This window comes from Pseudomonas fluorescens Q2-87, assembly GCF_000281895.1.
Classification (GTDB): domain Bacteria; phylum Pseudomonadota; class Gammaproteobacteria; order Pseudomonadales; family Pseudomonadaceae; genus Aquipseudomonas; species Aquipseudomonas fluorescens_S.
The window spans coordinates 3,746,613-3,764,121 of the sequence record NZ_CM001558.1 but is presented as its reverse complement, the minus strand read 5'-3'; the positions used below and the strand labels follow the sequence as shown (position 1 = coordinate 3,764,121).

Sequence of the window (17,509 nt, the reverse complement as noted above, 5' to 3'; positions counted from 1 at the left end):
AAAAGATTGCCAGATGCCCGCAATTCTGCGAAAACCCGCGCCTTGGATCACTCGGGAACGCCCCATGAACGAAGAACTGCAAATCATCGACCTGGAACAGGGCGACGGTAAAAGCGTAGTCAAAGGTGCGCTGATTACCACTCAATATCGCGGCACGCTGGAGGACGGCACCGAATTCGATTCGTCCTACAGTCGCGGCAAACCCTTCCAGTGCGTCATCGGTACCGGACGCGTTATCAAGGGTTGGGACCTTGGCCTCATGGGCATGAAAGTCGGCGGCAAGCGCAAGCTGCTGGTGCCGGCCCATCTTGCCTACGGTGAGCGGTCCATGGGCGCGCACATCAAGCCCAACGCCAACCTCATCTTCGAAATAGAGCTGTTGGAAGTACTGACCCGAGACGATTGATGGGCGCTTCGCTCAGGGCCGGTCGCTGAACTGCGGGATGCGTCCGTTGAGAGAGGGGCGGTAGCGCCAGGCCAATCGGTCCAGCGACAGTTCTCGCGCAAGTATCGTACCCAGCGTGGCGCGGGCGATCTCCAGCGCCAGAGTTTGCCCCGGGCATTCGTGGCGGCCGGTACCGAAGCTGAAACTGCGGCGGTTCGCGCGCTCCAGCAGCAGGGCATCCGGCTGCGGATTGAGCTGGGGATCGCGGTTGGCCGAGGCCAGCAGCACCAGGATCGTCGCGGCGGGTTCCAGCGCGGTGCCGAGAATCTGGCAAGGTGCGGCGACGAAGCGGCGGGTGTTTTGCACGGGCGGGTCGAAGCGCTGGATTTCGGCCAGCAACGGGCTGATCTGTGTGGCATCGTCCTTGAGTGTTTGATGCAACTCCGGATTGCGTATCAGCGCCAGCAGCGCATTGCCGATCAGGCCTGCCGTGGCGTCAAAGGTTTGCGAGAGCAGGCCGATCAGGTTGGCGACCCGATTATCCGGATCGGCGCCCTCGAAGCCCTGGCCAATGCCCATCAACAATGGGTTGTCTCGCGCCTCGGTCCGTTCGTTAAACAACCTTGCCAGTTGCTCGCTGGCCCGGTGGGCGGCCGCCAGTTGCGTTGCATCGCTCAGGGGCGACAGGCAGGCGACGAAATCGGTCGTCAGTTCGCTGACCAGCCGACTGTCCGCCGGATTGAAACCCAGCAACGCCGCTATCACGCTGACCGGTCCGATGAATTGGGCCTGGCGCAGGCCTTCGGCGCCTTCCCTGAGGAAACGTGCCCTGACCAGATCCTCAATGCGCTGTGGATCAACGTCCTGCAACCCCGGCGCAATCGCCGCACGTGGGCAGCGATGCCGTTCTCCTTCGTTCATTCGCATCAACTGCCCGAACACCCGGCCGGCAGGCCCCTCGGCAATCGCCTTTGGCACCGGCTCATCGGCGGGGCGCACCTGGCAATCGGGGTGACGCAGCACCGCGCATACCGCCTCGGCGCTGCTGGCGATCCACAGGTTCGATGGCCGGTCGAAGGTCAGCCCGCCCTTGGCCCGCAGGCTTGCGTAGTAAGGGTAGGGATCGGGGTGGGTTGCGGCGATGATCGGGTCCATGAAGCGCTGCCTTGTTCGTCAGGGAGAAAGTGTTGCTACTATCTCCAGTCGATGCATGGCTTGATTCGTCGTGGAGCGAAATATGAACGCAGAACATCATGATGTGGGCGTGTCCCAGGTAGCCGCCGCCATTGCTGAACCGGCCCGCACCCGAATGCTCTGTGCATTGATGGACGGCCACGCCCGCACCAGCACCGAATTAGCGAGCATTGCCGAGGTCAGTGCTTCCACCGCCAGCGCTCACCTGGCCAAGCTCAAGGACTTGGCCTTGGTGCGCCTGCATATCCAGGGCCGGCATCGCTATTACAGCCTGGCGGACCCGCGCGTCGCCCAGGCCCTCGAAGCGCTGATGGTGATCGGCCAGAACGCCGCGCCGACCTTCACGCCACGCACGCCGGATCGCCTGCAATTTGCCCGCACCTGTTACGACCACATGGCCGGCACGCTGGCGGTGCGGTTGCATGATCACATGATCGAGGCCGGCTGGCTGGTGGAAGGGGAAGGCCCCGACTATCGCCTGAGCGAAGCCGGCGAAGGGCTGTTCGCGGGGTTGGGCATCGATGTGCAAGCCCTGGCCATTCAGCGGCGCCGGTTCGCCTGCCCGTGCCTGGATTGGAGCATGCGCCGCCCGCACTTGGGCGGGGCGCTGGGGGCGGCGTTGTTGCAGCTGGCGATCAAGCGCAAGTGGTTGATCCAGGATCTGGATAGCCGGGCGTTGGGGCTGACGGCCAGTGGCCGTCGGGAGATGGCGGGGCGGTTTGGGGTGAGTGCGCAAATGGATGTCGAACCCACTGACGCTTTCGCGAGCAAGCCCGCTCCCACAGTGGAATTGCGTTAACCATGGATTTTGTCGATACCTGGGAGCCCTGTGTGAGCGAGCTTGCTCGCGAAGGCGGTTTCAGCAGCGCCATCGCCAGCCAGTCATGCCTGGGTCAAATGCCTGCGTCGATACTCATCCGGCGTGGTCCCCATCATCTTGCGAAACATGCTGATAAACGCCGAGGCGCTGCTATAGCCCAGGTCCAGGCCGATGGTTTCCACGGTCTGGCCTCGTTCAAGCAGGGCGAGGGCTTCGATGACCTTCAGGCGCTGGCGCCATTCCACCAAGGACATGCCCAGGTCCCGTTGGGCCCTGCGCATCAGGGTGCGTTCGGTGGTGTTGGCGGCGCGGGCCAGTTCCGGCAGCGAACGTAGATCGCCGGGGTTGGCCTCCAATGCCCGTAGCACCGGGCCAAGAAGCGGGTCATCGGAAGAGGGCAGGTAGCTGCCGACATGCGGCGCCTGGCCCAGCTTGTCCACCAGCACCTGCAACAGGCGTTGCTGCTGAACGGTCTGCGGCTGGCTCGGCGGGTCGCTGCGCAGTTCTTCGAGAAGGGCGCGGATCAACGGGCTTAGGGTCAACGCGCAAGGCGCAGCGGGCAACGCGTCGCACAGTTCAGCCGCCAGGTACAACGAACAATGGCAGGCCTCGTGCCGATTGAATCCGACATGCTCCAGATCCGGCGGCAGCCAGATACCGTATTGCGGTGGCGCCAGATAATGGTGGTGCGCGGTCTCGATCTCCATCACCCCACTGTACGAATAGACGAACTCGCCCCAGGCATGCCGGTGCCGTGGATAAGTGGCATGGGCCGGCATGCAGGCGCTGCGAAAATAGATCGGTGCGGGCAGCGCCGTTTCGAACGGCGGGATCCGCAAATGTTGCGCGGGAATGTGCATGGCGGTGGCTCTGACGGAATACCGGGATGGTTTGTCGGATAAACACTATATCCAGCAAAGATGCCAGGCAGACAATCCTTTCATCGATTCCAGACAAAGGATTATTCCCATGACCACCCGCCGCGCCCTGGATGGCCAGGTCTGCGCCTTGATGACCGGCCTTTGCGCCATTTGGGGCTTCCAGCAAGTCGCCATCAAGGCCAGCGCCGCCGACATGGCGCCGATGCTTCAGCTGGGTGTGCGCTCCGCCATCGCTGCGCTGCTGGTCTGGTTGCTGGTGTTGGTGCGCGGTGAGCGCCTGTCCATGGCCGATGGCAGTTGGCGTCCGGGCATGCTGGTGGGCTTGCTGTTTGCCCTGGAGTTCGTGCTGGTGGGCGAAGGCCTGCGGCATACGACGGCTTCGCACATGGTGATCTTCCTGTACACCGCGCCGATGTTCGCCGCCCTTGGCTTGCACTGGAGACTGCCCAGCGAACGCCTCAAGCCGGCGCAATGGCTGGGCATCGCGGTGGCATTCAGTGGAATCGTGGTGGCCTTCAGTGGCGCCTCGGGCGCGGGCAGCGGCAGTTCACTGCTCGGCGACGGCATGGGCTTGCTGGCCGGTGCGCTGTGGGGCGCTACCACGGTGACGGTCCGTTGCTCGCGGTTGACCGACCTGCCAGCCAGCCAGACGCTGTTGTATCAATTGGTGGGCGCTGGGGTGCTGTTGATCGGGATGTCGATGGCGGTGGGCCAAACGACGATCAATCCCACGCCGCAATTACTGGCGAGCCTGGCGTTCCAGGTGCTGCTGGTGTCGTTCGCCAGTTTCCTGATCTGGTTCTCGTTGCTGCGGCGCTATCTTGCTTCGCAACTGGGCGTACTGTCGTTCATGACGCCGCTGTATGGCATCGGCTTCGGTGTCTGGCTATTGGATGAGCCACTGGAACCTAACTTCATCGTCGGGGCGGCGTTGGTTCTGGGCGGGATTTTGCTGGTCAGTGGCTACGGCTGGTTTCGCCAACGCTGGGGACAATGGCTGGTATTGCGTCGAAATTAACCGAAGCATCCATAAGAAAGCCCACCCGTAGTTGAAGTGCGGGTGGGCTTTTTTGTCGGCTGTGCGTTACTTGCTTGGATGAGCGGCTTGAAGCTTCTTGGCTTCTTCCAAGTGATGTTGCAGAGCGGGCAACAGTTTCTGGGCAAATGCCTTGAGTTCGGTGTTGCCGGGCTTCTTGTCGTCGGTGACGGTCTCGGCTTCCTTCTTGAACAGGGCGATGGTTTCTTCGTGGGCCATGACCTGGTTGTTGGCGTAGGCCGCGTCAAAAGACTCGTCACGCATATCGAGGATCTTGGCCTTGGCCTTCTTCACCAGAGTGGTTTCATCTGGTACTTCGATGTCGTATTTTTTCGCCAGGGAAAGTAACTCTTCGTTGGCTTTGGTATGGTCGGTGATCATCGTATTGGCGAATGCCTTGACGTCCGCCGAGGCGCTTTTTTGCAACGCCAGTTTGCTGGTTTCGATTTCCGCAATGCCACCGGCCGCCGCGTTGTCGACGAAATCATTGGAAGTCGCGGCCCAGGCCATGCCCATGCTGGTACTCAAGGCAACTGCCAGGCCGAGTTGACGCAGGGTAAATCCGTCCATAGTTAGTCTCCACACAGGTTGTAAAAGCGGTCGTTGCCGCCTCTGTTCAATGGAGGCACCTGCGTGCGCAAAGGTTTGATCGCAACGCGTTCCAGTACGACGAACGGTCACCACTGGTCGGATTAGCGGTCGACAGAACCCGGTCGACGAGGCCATTCTGATAATCGACGAGCGTCGTAAAGACGTCTGCCACTGACCTATCGATGGAGGTATCCCATGCCTGTGACTCATGACTTGACCCAGGACCTGCACTGGAGCAAAGAAGACATTCAGCTGCGGCGGGCCAAGGACCCCAGGCTCAATACGCTCTTCGATAAATATGCCGACATCGACAAGGCAGTGCTTGAAGCCGAGGCCGGGGCCAGCCTGGACGACGAACTCAAGAAGCTCAAGGAAAGGCGCCTGTCGATCAAAGACCAGATTCTGGAAAAGTTGCAACGACCCTCCTGAGGCCGTTCTGACTGTCGCCAGGCTTGCTGATTCCGGCAAGCCTGGCACCGCGGGCCTTCACGTCAGCGGATCCCAGCGTTGCGACCAGTCACTGCCGGTCTTGACGATCTCTCGCAACACCTCGAACGCCTGCTGCAATGCCGCCGAATCCCGGTCCCGGGAGTACACCAGGTAGGTGGGGTAGTTGAATTCCGGCGCCTTGGGCACCCGTTCCAGGATGCCGCTGTCCAGGTAACTTTGCACAACGCGGGTACGGAAGTAGCCGCTGCCGCCATTTTCCAGAATGTACTGCAAGGCCAGGGGGCCGAGGTTGAAGGTCACGGCGGCCTTGGCCTTGTCCGGTAGCGCGGTGTCGTGCTGGCGCCGGAAATCCGCGCTCCAGTCGATGTACACGTAGGGTTCGGAGCGGGCGGCCAGGCGCACCAGGATGAGTTTTTCTTCCAGCAGTTGTTCCACTTGCAGGCGTGGCCAGTATTCGGGCTGATACACCACCGCCGCATCCAACAGGCCCAGCTCCAGCTGTTGCAGCAGTTTTTCACCGTCGCGGATGTCCATGCGCAGGGCATGGCCTGGGATCTGCCGGCGCAGCTCACCGGCCCAGGCGAGCATCAACGGATTGCACAGGCTGACCTCGCCGCCCAGGTGCAAGACGTTGCGGTAGCCCTCAGGCAACGGCAGGTCACGACGGGCCGCTTCCCAGGTTTGCACCAGTTGGTTGGCGTAGATTACGAAGGCTTCGCCGTCAGCGGTCAGGCGAGCACCGGCACGGTTGCGTACGAACAGCGCGCAGCCGAGCTGGCTTTCGAGCTTCTGTACCCGGGCGGTAATGGCCGTCTGGGTGACGTGCAGCTTTTGCGCCGCTGCGGCGAGGCTGCCATGGCGAACGATTTCCAGGAAGGTGCGGGCGAGGTCGATGTCCATGTTCAGGCCGATGCAAGGGAAGCCGGCATTGTAAGAGCTGCCACCCCGCACCGATACCTGGAATCACAGGGTCAAGGTTGTGGATGGGATGTGAATCGGGGAGCGCTAGAAACACAAATCCCGCCACGGGGCGGGATTCAGCTGCAACGCAAGGCCCGCGATGCACGCGGGCGCTGTCTCAGCTTGGGAACAGCTCGGACAGTTTCATCGCCAGCATCATGTCGCCTTCGGCGCGCAGTTTGCCGCCCATGAAGGCTTGCATGCCGTCGGTTTCGCCGCTGACGATGCCTTCCAGGGTTTCGCCGTCCATCACCAGGGTCACCTGGGCGTCCGGGTTTTCACCTTCCTGCAGTTCGCAGGTGCTGTCCTTGACGATCAGCGAGAAATTCTTGGTGTCATCGATGCGGAAACCGAAGACCAGGTCCAGGCCGGCAGCGGCGGCTGGGTTGAACTTGGCTTTCATGGCTTGTACGGCGTCGGCTACGGAGGTCATGGTTCAATCCTTATTTGGGTGGTACAGCAAGGGTCTACAGTAATCCGGACTCAGCGAAAGGTGATGAGGTCCGGGGTCTTCAACAGTTGCAGATGGGCATGGCTGTTGAAGGAAGCCAGGGCCACCTCGCTGCCCCTGAATTTCAGGTGGTTGAGCGAGGTGTTGACGATTTGCCAATTCAATTCGAAGGCCTGTCGGGCCGGTATCTGGATGATCAGGTGGAGCAGGGCGGTAATGGTGCCGCCGGAAGTGAACACGGCGATCTTGTGGCTGTTGTCGGCTTGCGCCAGGATGCGCAGCAGGCCGGCCTGGACCCGCTCGACGAATCCGAGCCAGCTTTCCAGCCCGGGCGGATCGTAACGGCCGCTGAGCCAGCGCTCGACGATCAACGCGAAGATGCGCTGGAATTCGGCGCGGTTCTGCGCGGCATTGCGCAGGATATCCAAGGCCTCCGGTTCCTGCACGAGCATGTCCGGCAACAGGGCGCGAATCACCGCGTCGGCGTCGAACTCGTTGAACGCGGCATCGATTTCCAACTCAGGAACCGGCAACCCGGCGGCGGACATCTGGCCCAGCGCGCCCGTGGCGGTGTCTTGCTGGCGACGCAGGTCGCCCGAGAGGCAACGATCGAATACGACACCCAGCTCTGCCAGGTGGCTACCGAGCACTTGCGCCTGGCGTACACCGTTAGGTGAAAGGACATCGTAGTCGTCCGCACCGAATGAGGCCTGGCCATGTCGAATCAGATAGATGCTGCCCACGTCCGCGTCATCCCGGTACGTTGAAGGTTTGGCGAGGTTATGAGGATGGCGGTGAGCTGTCAATGAAAAAACATACGCTTGTTTGAAATGCCTGTTACAGCCCCTGGGCAGGGCGTTTGCGGAGGGCGTAGTGCCTGCCGCGCAGCAAGGTTACCGCAGGTTTCATGGCTGGCCGCGAGGCGGGCGCATGGGTATGCTGGGCACCAGCAACACCGCGCTTGAGCGGCGTATTGAATTATTAGGAGCCATTGTGGAGTTTTTCATCGAATACGCCAGTTTCCTGGCCAAGACTGTGACACTGGTGATCGCCATCCTCGTGGTGCTGGCCAGTTTCGCTGCGTTGCGCAGTAAAGGGCGGCGCAAATCGGCCGGCCAGTTGCAGGTGAGCAAGCTCAACGATTTCTACAAGGGCCTGCGTGAGCGCCTGGAGCAGACGTTGCTGGACAAGGATCAGCTCAAGGCCTTGCGCAAGACACAGGGCAAGGTTGAAAAAGCCGAAAAGAAACGCAAGGACAAACCGGCCGTCAAGCCTCGGGTCTTCGTCCTGGATTTCGACGGCGACATCAAGGCTTCGGCCACCGAGAGCCTGCGCCATGAAATCACCGCGCTGCTGACCCTCGCCACCCCGAAGGATGAAGTGGTACTGCGCCTGGAAAGCGGCGGCGGCATGGTCCACAGCTACGGCCTGGCCTCGTCGCAGCTGGTGCGTATCCGCCAGGCCGGCGTGCCGTTGACGGTCTGCATCGACAAGGTCGCAGCCAGCGGCGGCTACATGATGGCGTGCATTGGCGAGAAGATCATCAGTGCCCCGTTTGCCATCCTGGGCTCCATCGGTGTCGTCGCGCAGCTGCCCAACGTCAACCGGCTGCTGAAAAAGCACGACATCGACTTCGAAGTGCTGACGGCGGGTGAGTACAAGCGCACCTTGACCGTGTTCGGCGAAAACACCGAGAAGGGCCGGGAGAAATTCCAGGAAGACCTGGACATTACCCATGAGCTGTTCAAGAACTTCGTGTCCAACTACCGCCCACAGCTGGCCATCGATGAAGTGGCGACCGGTGAAGTCTGGCTGGGTGTCGCGGCGCTGGGCAAGGGCCTGGTGGATGAGCTGAAGACCAGCGATGAATACCTGGCCGAACGAGCCAAGGGCGCCGAGCTGTATCACCTGCACTACGCCGAGCGTAAAAGCCTGCAAGAGCGCGTCGGCATGGCGGCCAGCGGTTCGGTGGATCGGGTCTTGCTGAGCTGGTGGAGCCGTCTTACCCAGCAGCGTTTCTGGTAACTGGGTTTCCAGAGTTGAGTCACTGACAATCCCATTGTGGGAGCGGGCTTGCTCGCGAAAGCGGCAGCAAATCCAACATCATCTGTTCAGATGCGCCGCCTTCGCGAGCAAGCTCCGCTCCCACAGTAATCAGCGCCCACAAAAAAGCCCTGGACCGGAAACCCGGACCAGGGCTTTTTCATGGAGCTTTTTAGCTTGAGCGGCGGCGAAACAGCGGCAATGGTTCGTCAGTGGCAGCCTGGTAGGTCACCGAGAAGTCCTTGAGGCTTTCGAGCGCCTCATAGGGGTCTTTATCGGCGCGCAAGGCAAACGCATCGAAACCGCAGCGGCGCATATAGAACAGCTGGTCGCGCAGCACATCGCCAATCGCCCGCAATTCACCCTTGAAGCCATAGCGATCACGCAACAGGCGGGCATTGGAGTAGCTGCGACCATCGGTAAAGGCTGGGAAATTCAGGGCGATAACCTGAAAATGATTGGCGTCATCGCCAATTTCTTCCGCTTCCTCGTCGGCATCCAGCCACACGCCCAGGCCACCATCGCGGGCCTTGAGGGCGTGACCATGATCACGCCACAGGGCCAGGGGCACGATCAGGTCATCGCAGTTGGAGATACCATCGAAGGACGCATCCTTGGGCAACAAGTGCCAGGTTTCGTCGATGACCTCGTTGTTCTTAATGATTCGCTGCATAGACGCGTTCCTTGAAGAGGTCGATGCCAATACGTTGGTAAGTGTCGATGAAGCGCTCGTCTTCGGTACGTTGTTCAATGTACACGTCGATCAGCTTTTCGATCACGTCAGGCATGTCATCCTGGGCAAACGACGGGCCGAGGATCTTGCCCAGGCTGGCGTCACGGTTACCGCTGCCGCCCAGGGAGACCTGGTAGAACTCTTCGCCTTTCTTGTCCACGCCCAGGATGCCGATATGGCCGACATGGTGGTGACCACAGGCGTTCATGCAACCGGAAATGTTCAGGTCCAGCTCACCGATGTCGAACAGGTAATCCAGGTCGTCGAAACGACGCTGGATCGATTCGGCGATGGGAATCGACTTGGCGTTGGCCAGGGAGCAGAAATCACCGCCAGGGCAGCAGATGATGTCGGTCAGCAGGCCGATGTTCGGGGTGGCGAAACCTTGCTCGCGCAACTCGCCCCACAGGGTGAACAACTGGCTCTGTTCAACATCCGCCAGAATGATGTTCTGCTCGTGGGAAGTGCGCAGTTGGCCGAAGCTGTAGCGCTCGGCCAGGTCGGCCACGGCGTCCAGCTGCTTGTCGGTGATGTCGCCCGGCGCAACGCCGGTCGGCTTCAGGGACAAGGTCACCGCGACGTAGCCCGGCTTCTTGTGGGCCAGGGTATTGCGGGTACGCCAACGGGCAAAGCCCGGATGTTCTTTGTCGAGGGCAGCCAGCTCGGCGTCCTGATTGCTCAAGGCTTTGTAGTCGGGGTCGACGAAGTGCTTGGCCACGCGATGGACTTCGGCTTCGGTCAGGGTGGTCTGGCCGCCACGCAGGTGAGCCATTTCGTCTTCGACCTTCTGGGCGAACACTTCAGGCGTCAGGGCCTTGACCAGGATCTTGATCCGCGCCTTGTATTTGTTGTCGCGACGGCCGTAGCGGTTGTACACCCGCAGGATGGCGTCGAGGTAGCTCAGCAGGTCCTGCCACGGCAGGAACTCATTGATGAACGCGCCGACCACCGGCGTACGTCCGAGGCCACCGCCCACCAGCACACGGAAGCCCAGCTCGCCGGCGGCGTTGTAGACCGTCTCCAGGCCGATGTCATGGACTTCGATGGCAGCACGGTCCGAGGTCGAGCCATTGATGGCGATCTTGAACTTGCGTGGCAGGTAGGCGAATTCCGGGTGGAACGTCGTCCACTGGCGGACGATTTCGCACCATGGACGCGGGTCGATCAATTCATCGGCCGCGACGCCGGCGAACTGGTCGGTGGTGACGTTGCGCAGGCAGTTGCCACTGGTCTGGATCGCGTGCATCTGCACGGTAGCCAATTCGGCCAGGATCTGCGGCACATCTTCCAGGGCCGGCCAGTTGTACTGGACGTTCTGCCGGGTACTGATGTGGGCGTAGCCCTTGTCGTAGTCACGGGCGATCTGGGCCAGCTTGCGCACCTGGCGCGAAGTCAGTTGGCCGTAAGGCACCGCCACGCGCAGCATCGGAGCGAAACGCTGGATATACAGGCCATTCTGCAAGCGCAGGGGGCGGAATTCTTCTTCGCTCAGCTCGCCTGCCAGATAGCGTCGGGTCTGATCACGGAACTGCTTGACGCGGTCCTCGATGATTCGCTGATCGTACTCGTCATATACGTACATATAAGTCTCGGTCTCAGGCTTGGGCCGATCAGAAACAGCTGCATGGTGGCTCGCTGAAATCGGGTTCTGCCTCGGCAATTCTGCGCGCACGGCCGCGCACTCCTAAAGGAGCCGATGCAAGATACCTGTTTTGAGTTATGCGCAAAAGTGATGTTTGAGTATATGCAAAGAACCAAATCGACTAATGAGATTGATTATTGCCTAACCCACATTTGTCGTACGGGCAATCATCGTCTTAACTGTGGTCGAGTCCCTATGCAATCACCTACAAAACCGACAAGAGGCGATGCAATGAGCAATCCGACCAAAGCAAGGAAAAGCGACAGTACCGTTGATGCCTGGGCCATTTTGTTCCTGATTATCCTGGTGGTGGGCACCGCCGTGTTCTGGGTCAGTCACCAATAGTCTTTCATCACACTCAATACCCAATGTGGGAGCGGGCTTGCTCGCGAAGGCGGTGCATCAGTCAAAAATGATTCTGACTGATACACCGCCTTCGCGAGCAAGCCCGCTCCCACAGGGTTAAGTAGTGTCCGCGAGTTTTATAACCCCGCCAGATGCACCACCAGCTTGACGATGCCAAACAGCGTCAGGGCGAATATCACCGTGAACGCGATGCCCAATATCACGAAGTGACTGGGCTTGCCGTGGGTGAAGTCACGGGCGCGGTTCTTGCCGCTCTGCACGCCGAAAGCGGCAGCCAGCACGCTGTGCATCATCTGCCACAGGGTTGGCGGCTTGTTGTCGACTGGATCGTCCATAAATCCCTCGTCTGCCATGTGTGTGGGACAAGCATAGACAAAAGATCGCAGTCTGCGGTGGCCTCGGTCATGGATCCCTGGCTCCCGGTCTTCCCCCAACGCCTTCGCGGACAGAAAATCAGTAAACCTAAGCCTTCCTGACCCGTGTCGCTACTGGTACTTCTGTCAGTATCCGCTCCGGTGGGATTGGATCACGCTGATGACTCCTGTCACCTGCGAAGATATCAGCCATGAACGTCCGAAGCTCGTCCACGTCCGCGGTTTTTTACCGTTGCGCTACGGCTACGCTGTTTTTTCTCTTGGGTTTTCCGGTAAGCAATGCGGCAACCGAAAGCCAAGAGAACACACCTCAACCGACGTCGGCGAGTGTATATGCCAATGCGATTGGCGATGCCCGCTTTGAGCGTTCGGCGATACACGTTGAGCAGGGCTATACGATTGAGAGTGGCAATCTGTATGCCCGTGATGGGGAGGCAGGCTCGCTGGTGGTGGTTCGGTCTCCAGATGGGGCGGTCGTTGGAATCGTCAACGAGCCCGATAAGCACGGTTTGTTAAAAGTTGACCCCCAGGGGCGCCTTACATTCATCGCCGAGCCAGCTGAAGATTTGTTGGAAAACGATACGGTCAAATCACAGGAAGACATTGGTCGTCCGGAGACGGCCAGTGACGGGCCCTCTTATATTGATATGCTCTTCGCTTATTCTGCCAATGCGCTGAATCAGCTGGGAGTTGATCCCATTGCCTATGCGCTTGCGCAAGTTGAAATGGTCAATCTCAGCTTACGAAACTCGCGTGTCGGGGAAGTTTCGTTGCGACTCGGTGCCGTTAGCGTTTTTGATGTGCCTCACAATACCAGTGACGAGGGATTGACCAATTGGCAAAATCTTCTCAGCTCCTATCGGGATCGGTACAAAACTGATGTGAACGCGGCCATTTCGGCGGGCACCAGCCAAGAGCAGGGAAGAGCATATTTTCGTGGATACACAAGCGTTAGCGCCTGGTATGCAACCACCACTTTTGCCCATGAGATAGGGCATAACGCCGGAGGGGAGCATTGCGAAGAGGCAAACGGTTCGGACTACAACTATGGCTATAACAACGGTAGAACCAAAACCAATATGTGTACCGGTAGTCGATCCCTCTACTATTCGACACCTGCCGTCAATGATGCTTACGGCTTGCCGATAGGAAGTGCAAGGACGGCCGACATGGCCCGCGTCTGGCGTGAGAGTACGGCGCGATTGACGGGTTACAGACCGGAACTACCAGGCCTGCGTATGATGCTTGTCAGCTCTCCTGGAGAACAATCTGAAGCCTACGCTGAATTGGCCGTGCCTGGTTCATCAGGCCGTGAGGGCGCCTTTGTAACCTTCTCCCCAGCGGTGGGGCCGACTGAGTTAATACCATCTTCAGGGAGCGATGCTGGCACTAAAATTAATGTGAAACTGCGCAATGCCAGAGGGGATGATGTCAGTGTCGAATTATGGGCAAGGCGCGTGAGGGGGGATAAATGCGTCTCGCGAATGAATGCCATTTCGGGATGCACGATATATCCCTTGAACCTTCGGCTGGAATACTATCCCTATGGTGGAAATGAGGCGCTGCCGGCGGGCTATTATAATGGCTTTCTCCAGCTTGAAGCTCGAAGGCCCAACTCCGATTGGAAGGTGCCTATCAATATCGCCATTTCTGTTAAGAAGTAACTTTGTGTTAGACGTGGCGGATAATTACTAACGCCCTCGCGAAGTCAGCCAAATGTCGGTGGCTTGTGCCCTGTCGCCGCTTTCACGACGCTCTTCATGTACACCGCTATATATATGAAGAGCATCATCAATCGCCACCGACTTAGTTCTTAGTTGTCATACCCCAAATTCGGCGACAACCAACGCTCCGTCACACTCAACTCCTGGCCTTTACGCGCCGTATAGCTCTGGACCTGATCCTTGTCGATCTTGCCCACGGCGAAGTACTGCGCCTGGGGATGGGCGAAGTACCAGCCGCTGACCGCTGCCGCCGGGAACATGGCGTAGTGTTCGGTGAGGAACACGCCGCTGCGTCCGGCCTTCAGTTCGCTGGCCTCGGGGTCGAGCAGGCGGAACAGGGTGGCTTTCTCGGTGTGGTCCGGGCAGGCCGGGTAGCCGGGAGCGGGGCGGATGCCGGTGTATTGCTCCTTGATCAGCGCTTCGTTGTCGAGGCTCTCGTCCTGGGCGTAGCCCCAATAGTTCTTGCGCACCTGCTGGTGCAGCCATTCGGCGCAAGCCTCGGCGAGGCGGTCGGCCAAGGCCTTGACCATGATCGAGTTGTAGTCGTCGCCGGCTTCCTGGTAGGCCTTGGCCACTTCTTCGGCGCCAATGCCGGCGGTGGTGATGAAACCACCGACGTAGTCGGTCACGCCGCTGTCCTTGGGTGCGACGAAGTCGGCCAGGGAGAAGTTCGGCTTGCCGTCGGTCTTGATGATCTGCTGGCGCAGGTGATGCAGGCGCGCCAGCGGTTTGCCGTCTTCGCCGTAGACTTCCAGGTCGTCGTCATGCACCTGGTTGGCCGGCCAGAAGCCGAACACGGCGCGGGCGCTGATGAGTTTTTCGTCGATCAGCTTGCGCAGCATGGCCCGGGCATCGGCGTACAGCGCGGTGGCGGCTTCGCCGACCACTTCGTCGGTGAGGATGCGCGGGTATTTGCCGGCCAGGTCCCAGGAAATGAAGAACGGCGTCCAGTCGATGTATTCGGCCAGGACGTTGAGGTCGATGTCGTCCAGCACCCGTGCGCCGGTGAAGGTTGGTTTGACCGGCTGGTAGCTGCTCCAGTCGAACTGCGGTTTCTTGGCGACGGCGGCGGCGTAGCTCAGGCGTTCGGTGCGGGCGCTGCGATTGGAGGTGCGCTCGCGCACGTCGATGTAGTCCAGGCGGGTTTTCTCGACGAACGCCGGCTTGAGCTCCTTGGACAGCAATTGCGTGGCCACGCCCACGGCGCGGGAGGCGTCGGTGACATAGATGACGGCGTCATTGCTGTACTTGGGTTCGATTTTTACCGCCGTGTGGGCCTTGGAGGTCGTCGCGCCACCGATCATCAACGGCAGGTGGAAATCCTGACGCTGCATTTCGCGCGCCACGTGCACCATCTCATCCAGGGACGGGGTGATCAGGCCGGACAGGCCGATGATGTCGCACTTCTGCTCCTTGGCCACCTGCAGGATCTTCTCCGCCGGCACCATCACGCCCAGGTCGACGATGTCGTAGCCGTTGCAACCCAACACCACGCCAACGATATTCTTGCCGATGTCATGGACATCGCCCTTGACCGTGGCCATCAGGATCTTGCCCTTGGCCTCCGGCTTGTCGCCTTTTTCCGCCTCGATGAACGGGATCAGGTGGGCCACGGCCTGCTTCATCACCCGCGCGGATTTCACCACCTGGGGCAGGAACATCTTGCCGGCGCCGAACAGGTCGCCAACGATGTTCATGCCGGCCATCAGCGGGCCTTCGATGACTTCGATCGGGCGAGCGAAGGACTGGCGCGACTCCTCGGTGTCTTCGACGATGTGGGTGGTGATGCCCTTGACCAGCGCATGTTCCAGGCGCTTGTTGACTTCCCAGCCGCGCCATTCCTCGGTTTCCGCTTCCTTGACGCTGCCATCGCCCTTGTACTTGTCGGCGATGGCGAGGAGGGCGTCGGTGCCTTCGGGGGTGCGATTGAGGATCACGTCTTCCACGGCGTCGCGCAGTTCCGCCGGGATCTGGTCGTAGATCTCCAGCTGGCCGGCGTTGACGATGCCCATGGTCAGGCCCGCGCGAATCGCATACAGCAGGAATACCGAGTGAATCGCCTCGCGCACTGGGTTGTTGCCACGGAACGAGAAGGACACGTTGGACACGCCGCCCGACGTCAACGCATAGGGCAGCTCGTCGCGGATATAGGCGCAGGCGTTGATGAAGTCCACCGCGTAGTTGTTGTGCTCTTCGATGCCGGTGGCGACGGCGAAGATGTTCGGGTCGAAGATAATGTCTTCCGGCGGGAAGCCGACTTCGTTGACCAGAATGTCGTAGGAGCGCTTGCAGATTTCTTTCTTGCGCGCTTCGGTGTCGGCCTGGCCGGCTTCATCGAAGGCCATCACCACCACGGCGGCGCCGTAGCGTTTGCACAACTTGGCGTGATGGATGAACTGCTCGACGCCCTCCTTCATGCTGATGGAGTTGACGATGCCCTTGCCCTGGATGCACTTGAGACCGGCTTCGATCACTTCCCATTTCGAGGAGTCGATCATGATCGGCACGCGGGAGATGTCCGGTTCGCCGGCGATCAGATTGAGGAAGGTCACCATGGCCTTCTTCGAATCGAGCATGCCTTCGTCCATGTTGATGTCGATCACCTGGGCGCCGGCCTCGACCTGTTGCAGGGCCACTTCCAGGGCTTCGGTGTAGTTGTCTTCGCGGATCAGTCGGGCGAATTTGGCGGAGCCGGTGATGTTGGTCCGCTCGCCGACGTTGACGAACAACGAACTGCGGTCGATGGTGAACGGCTCCAGGCCCGACAGGCGGCAAGCCCGGGGGATTTCCGGGATCTGGCGCGGTGCGTAGCCGGCCACGGCCTTGGCGATGGCTTCGATGTGCGCCGGGGTGGTGCCGCAGCAACCGCCCACGATGTTCAGGAAACCGCTCTGGGCGAATTCCTCGATGACTTTCGCGGTATCGGCCGGCAATTCGTCATATTCGCCGAATTCATTGGGCAGGCCCGCGTTCGGGTGCGCCGAGACATGGGTGCTGGCCTTGTTCGACAGTTCTTCCAGGTACGGGCGCAACTCGCTGGCGCCGAGGGCACAGTTCAGGCCCACGGAGATGGGCTTGGCGTGGGCCACGGAGTTCCAGAAGGCTTCGGTGGTCTGGCCGGAGAGGGTGCGGCCGGAGGCATCGGTGATGGTCCCGGAGATCATGATCGGCAGCTCGACGCCCAGCTCTTCGTAGACACCTTGCACGGCGAAGATCGCTGCCTTGGCGTTCAAAGTGTCGAAAATGGTTTCGATCAGGATCAGGTCGGCGCCCCCTTCGATCAGGCCCTGGGTGGCCTCGGTGTAGTTCTCCACCAGTTCATCGAAGGTCACGTTGCGGTAGCCAGGGTTGTTCACGTCGGGCGACAGCGAGCAGGTACGGCTGGTCGGGCCGAGCACGCCGGCGACGAAACGTGGCTTGTCCGGAGTTTCCAGGGTCTTGGCGTCGGCCACCTTGCGGGCCAGGCGCGCGCCTTCCAGGTTCAGCTCGTAGGCCAGGCCCTGCATACCGTAGTCGGCCTGGGACACTTGGGTGGCGTTGAAAGTGTTGGTTTCCAGGATGTCCGCGCCGGCATCCAGGTAGGCTTTTTCGATGGCGCCGATCACGTCGGGGCGGCTGAGCACCAGCAAGTCGTTGTTGCCCTTGACGTCGCTCGGCCAGTCGGCAAAACGCTTGCCGCGATAGTCCTGTTCCTCCAGCTTGTAGCTCTGGATCATCGTGCCCATGCCGCCGTCGAGAATCAGGATGCGTTCCTTGAGGGCTTGCTGCAGGAGATAAAGGCGAGCGCTGCGATCGGACATAGGACTACCTGGAAAAAAGACTGTTACGAAAGCCGGGATGATAACAAACCTGTGCGGGA

16 protein-coding genes are annotated in these 17,509 nt (G+C 60.3%); 6 read left to right on the top strand and 10 right to left on the bottom strand.

Annotated elements, in window-relative coordinates:
* Window positions 1-64 precede the first annotated feature (64 nt).
* The gene (locus PFLQ2_RS11235; RefSeq protein WP_003182897.1) at window positions 65-406 is read left to right on the top strand and encodes an FKBP-type peptidyl-prolyl cis-trans isomerase; all 342 of its coding nucleotides are present in this window, start codon (window positions 65-67) and stop codon (window positions 404-406) included.
* A 12-nt stretch (window positions 407-418) separates the two neighbouring features.
* Here PFLQ2_RS11235 and PFLQ2_RS11240 read toward each other — a convergent pair whose 3' ends face one another.
* Complete coding sequence (locus tag PFLQ2_RS11240; protein ID WP_003182895.1) at window positions 419-1,540, bottom strand: cytochrome P450; 1,122 nt, start codon at window positions 1,538-1,540, stop codon at window positions 419-421.
* An 82-nt stretch (window positions 1,541-1,622) separates the two neighbouring features.
* Here PFLQ2_RS11240 and PFLQ2_RS11245 point away from each other — a divergent pair, with 82 nt between their 5' ends.
* A complete protein-coding gene (locus PFLQ2_RS11245; RefSeq protein WP_003182893.1) occupies window positions 1,623-2,378 on the top strand; it encodes an ArsR/SmtB family transcription factor in 756 nt (251 codons plus the stop codon).
* 83 nt (window positions 2,379-2,461) lie between these two features.
* Here the strand turns inward: PFLQ2_RS11245 and PFLQ2_RS11250 are convergent, their stop codons facing one another.
* Entirely contained in the window at window positions 2,462-3,259 is a 798-nt protein-coding gene (locus tag PFLQ2_RS11250; protein WP_003182891.1) for an AraC family transcriptional regulator, read from the bottom strand.
* Between the two features lie 109 nt (window positions 3,260-3,368).
* Here PFLQ2_RS11250 and PFLQ2_RS11255 point away from each other — a divergent pair, with 109 nt between their 5' ends.
* Entirely contained in the window at window positions 3,369-4,298 is a 930-nt protein-coding gene (locus PFLQ2_RS11255; protein WP_003182889.1) for a DMT family transporter, read from the top strand.
* Window positions 4,299-4,364: 66 nt separating this feature from the next.
* Here the strand turns inward: PFLQ2_RS11255 and PFLQ2_RS11260 are convergent, their stop codons facing one another.
* Window positions 4,365-4,886: a DUF4142 domain-containing protein gene (locus PFLQ2_RS11260; protein WP_003182888.1), complete on the bottom strand. Its 522-nt coding sequence runs from the start codon at window positions 4,884-4,886 to the stop codon at window positions 4,365-4,367.
* 216 nt (window positions 4,887-5,102) lie between these two features.
* Between PFLQ2_RS11260 and PFLQ2_RS11265 the strand changes: the two genes are divergently transcribed.
* Entirely contained in the window at window positions 5,103-5,336 is a 234-nt protein-coding gene (locus PFLQ2_RS11265; RefSeq protein WP_003182886.1) for a YdcH family protein, read from the top strand.
* A gap of 57 nt (window positions 5,337-5,393) precedes the next feature.
* Here the strand turns inward: PFLQ2_RS11265 and PFLQ2_RS11270 are convergent, their stop codons facing one another.
* The 3 genes from PFLQ2_RS11270 to PFLQ2_RS11280 form a co-directional block, all read right to left on the bottom strand.
* Window positions 5,394-6,257: a LysR family transcriptional regulator gene (locus PFLQ2_RS11270; RefSeq protein WP_003182885.1), complete on the bottom strand. Its 864-nt coding sequence runs from the start codon at window positions 6,255-6,257 to the stop codon at window positions 5,394-5,396.
* 178 nt (window positions 6,258-6,435) lie between these two features.
* Window positions 6,436-6,750 (bottom strand): SCP2 sterol-binding domain-containing protein, encoded by a 315-nt coding sequence (locus PFLQ2_RS11275; protein ID WP_003182883.1) that lies wholly within the window; start codon window positions 6,748-6,750, stop codon window positions 6,436-6,438.
* Between the two features lie 50 nt (window positions 6,751-6,800).
* Entirely contained in the window at window positions 6,801-7,511 is a 711-nt protein-coding gene (locus PFLQ2_RS11280) for a histidine phosphatase family protein (protein ID WP_003182881.1), read from the bottom strand.
* Window positions 7,512-7,761: 250 nt separating this feature from the next.
* Here PFLQ2_RS11280 and sohB point away from each other — a divergent pair, with 250 nt between their 5' ends.
* Entirely contained in the window at window positions 7,762-8,793 is a 1,032-nt protein-coding gene (sohB, locus tag PFLQ2_RS11285) for a protease SohB (protein WP_003182869.1), read from the top strand.
* A gap of 190 nt (window positions 8,794-8,983) precedes the next feature.
* On the opposite strand, the gene PFLQ2_RS11290 is transcribed toward sohB, so the two are convergent.
* The 3 genes from PFLQ2_RS11290 to PFLQ2_RS11300 all read right to left on the bottom strand — a co-directional run bounded on the left by PFLQ2_RS11290 (window position 8,984) and on the right by PFLQ2_RS11300 (window position 11,887).
* Window positions 8,984-9,484, bottom strand: coding sequence for a DUF934 domain-containing protein (locus PFLQ2_RS11290; protein ID WP_003182866.1), 501 nt, complete (start codon window positions 9,482-9,484; stop codon window positions 8,984-8,986).
* On the bottom strand, window positions 9,468-11,126 hold the full coding sequence (locus PFLQ2_RS11295) for a nitrite/sulfite reductase (protein WP_003182863.1): 1,659 nt from the start codon (window positions 11,124-11,126) through the stop codon (window positions 9,468-9,470). Before PFLQ2_RS11295 ends, PFLQ2_RS11290 begins: the two co-directional genes overlap by 17 nt.
* Window positions 11,127-11,668: 542 nt before the next feature.
* The gene (locus PFLQ2_RS11300) at window positions 11,669-11,887 is read right to left on the bottom strand and encodes a DUF2970 domain-containing protein (RefSeq protein ID WP_003182858.1); all 219 of its coding nucleotides are present in this window, start codon (window positions 11,885-11,887) and stop codon (window positions 11,669-11,671) included.
* 230 nt (window positions 11,888-12,117) lie between these two features.
* On the opposite strand from PFLQ2_RS11300, the gene PFLQ2_RS28360 reads away from it, so the two are divergent.
* Entirely contained in the window at window positions 12,118-13,590 is a 1,473-nt protein-coding gene (locus PFLQ2_RS28360; RefSeq protein ID WP_003182856.1) for a reprolysin-like metallopeptidase, read from the top strand.
* 149 nt (window positions 13,591-13,739) lie between these two features.
* Here PFLQ2_RS28360 and metH read toward each other — a convergent pair whose 3' ends face one another.
* Window positions 13,740-17,450, bottom strand: a complete 3,711-nt coding sequence (metH, locus tag PFLQ2_RS11305) for a methionine synthase (protein WP_003182853.1) — start codon at window positions 17,448-17,450, stop codon at window positions 13,740-13,742.
* Window positions 17,451-17,509 lie beyond the last annotated feature (59 nt).

Excerpts from the sequence above, each read along its gene's own strand:
- metH (WP_003182853.1), bottom strand. The coding sequence starts at position 17,450 with ATGTCCGATCGCAGCGCTCGCCTTTATCTCCTGCAGCAAGCCCTCAAG.
- PFLQ2_RS11290 (WP_003182866.1), bottom strand. The coding sequence starts at position 9,484 with ATGCAGCGAATCATTAAGAACAACGAGGTCATCGACGAAACCTGGCAC.
- PFLQ2_RS28360 (WP_003182856.1), top strand. The coding sequence starts at position 12,118 with ATGAACGTCCGAAGCTCGTCCACGTCCGCGGTTTTTTACCGTTGCGCT.
- PFLQ2_RS11240 (WP_003182895.1), bottom strand. The coding sequence starts at position 1,540 with ATGGACCCGATCATCGCCGCAACCCACCCCGATCCCTACCCTTACTAC.
- PFLQ2_RS11275 (WP_003182883.1), bottom strand. The coding sequence starts at position 6,750 with ATGACCTCCGTAGCCGACGCCGTACAAGCCATGAAAGCCAAGTTCAAC.
- PFLQ2_RS11300 (WP_003182858.1), bottom strand. The coding sequence starts at position 11,887 with ATGGACGATCCAGTCGACAACAAGCCGCCAACCCTGTGGCAGATGATG.
- PFLQ2_RS11265 (WP_003182886.1), top strand. The coding sequence starts at position 5,103 with ATGCCTGTGACTCATGACTTGACCCAGGACCTGCACTGGAGCAAAGAA.
- PFLQ2_RS11295 (WP_003182863.1), bottom strand. The coding sequence starts at position 11,126 with ATGTACGTATATGACGAGTACGATCAGCGAATCATCGAGGACCGCGTC.
- PFLQ2_RS11245 (WP_003182893.1), top strand. The coding sequence starts at position 1,623 with ATGAACGCAGAACATCATGATGTGGGCGTGTCCCAGGTAGCCGCCGCC.
- PFLQ2_RS11270 (WP_003182885.1), bottom strand. The coding sequence starts at position 6,257 with ATGGACATCGACCTCGCCCGCACCTTCCTGGAAATCGTTCGCCATGGC.
- PFLQ2_RS11255 (WP_003182889.1), top strand. The coding sequence starts at position 3,369 with ATGACCACCCGCCGCGCCCTGGATGGCCAGGTCTGCGCCTTGATGACC.
- PFLQ2_RS11250 (WP_003182891.1), bottom strand. The coding sequence starts at position 3,259 with ATGCACATTCCCGCGCAACATTTGCGGATCCCGCCGTTCGAAACGGCG.
- PFLQ2_RS11260 (WP_003182888.1), bottom strand. The coding sequence starts at position 4,886 with ATGGACGGATTTACCCTGCGTCAACTCGGCCTGGCAGTTGCCTTGAGT.
- PFLQ2_RS11235 (WP_003182897.1), top strand. The coding sequence starts at position 65 with ATGAACGAAGAACTGCAAATCATCGACCTGGAACAGGGCGACGGTAAA.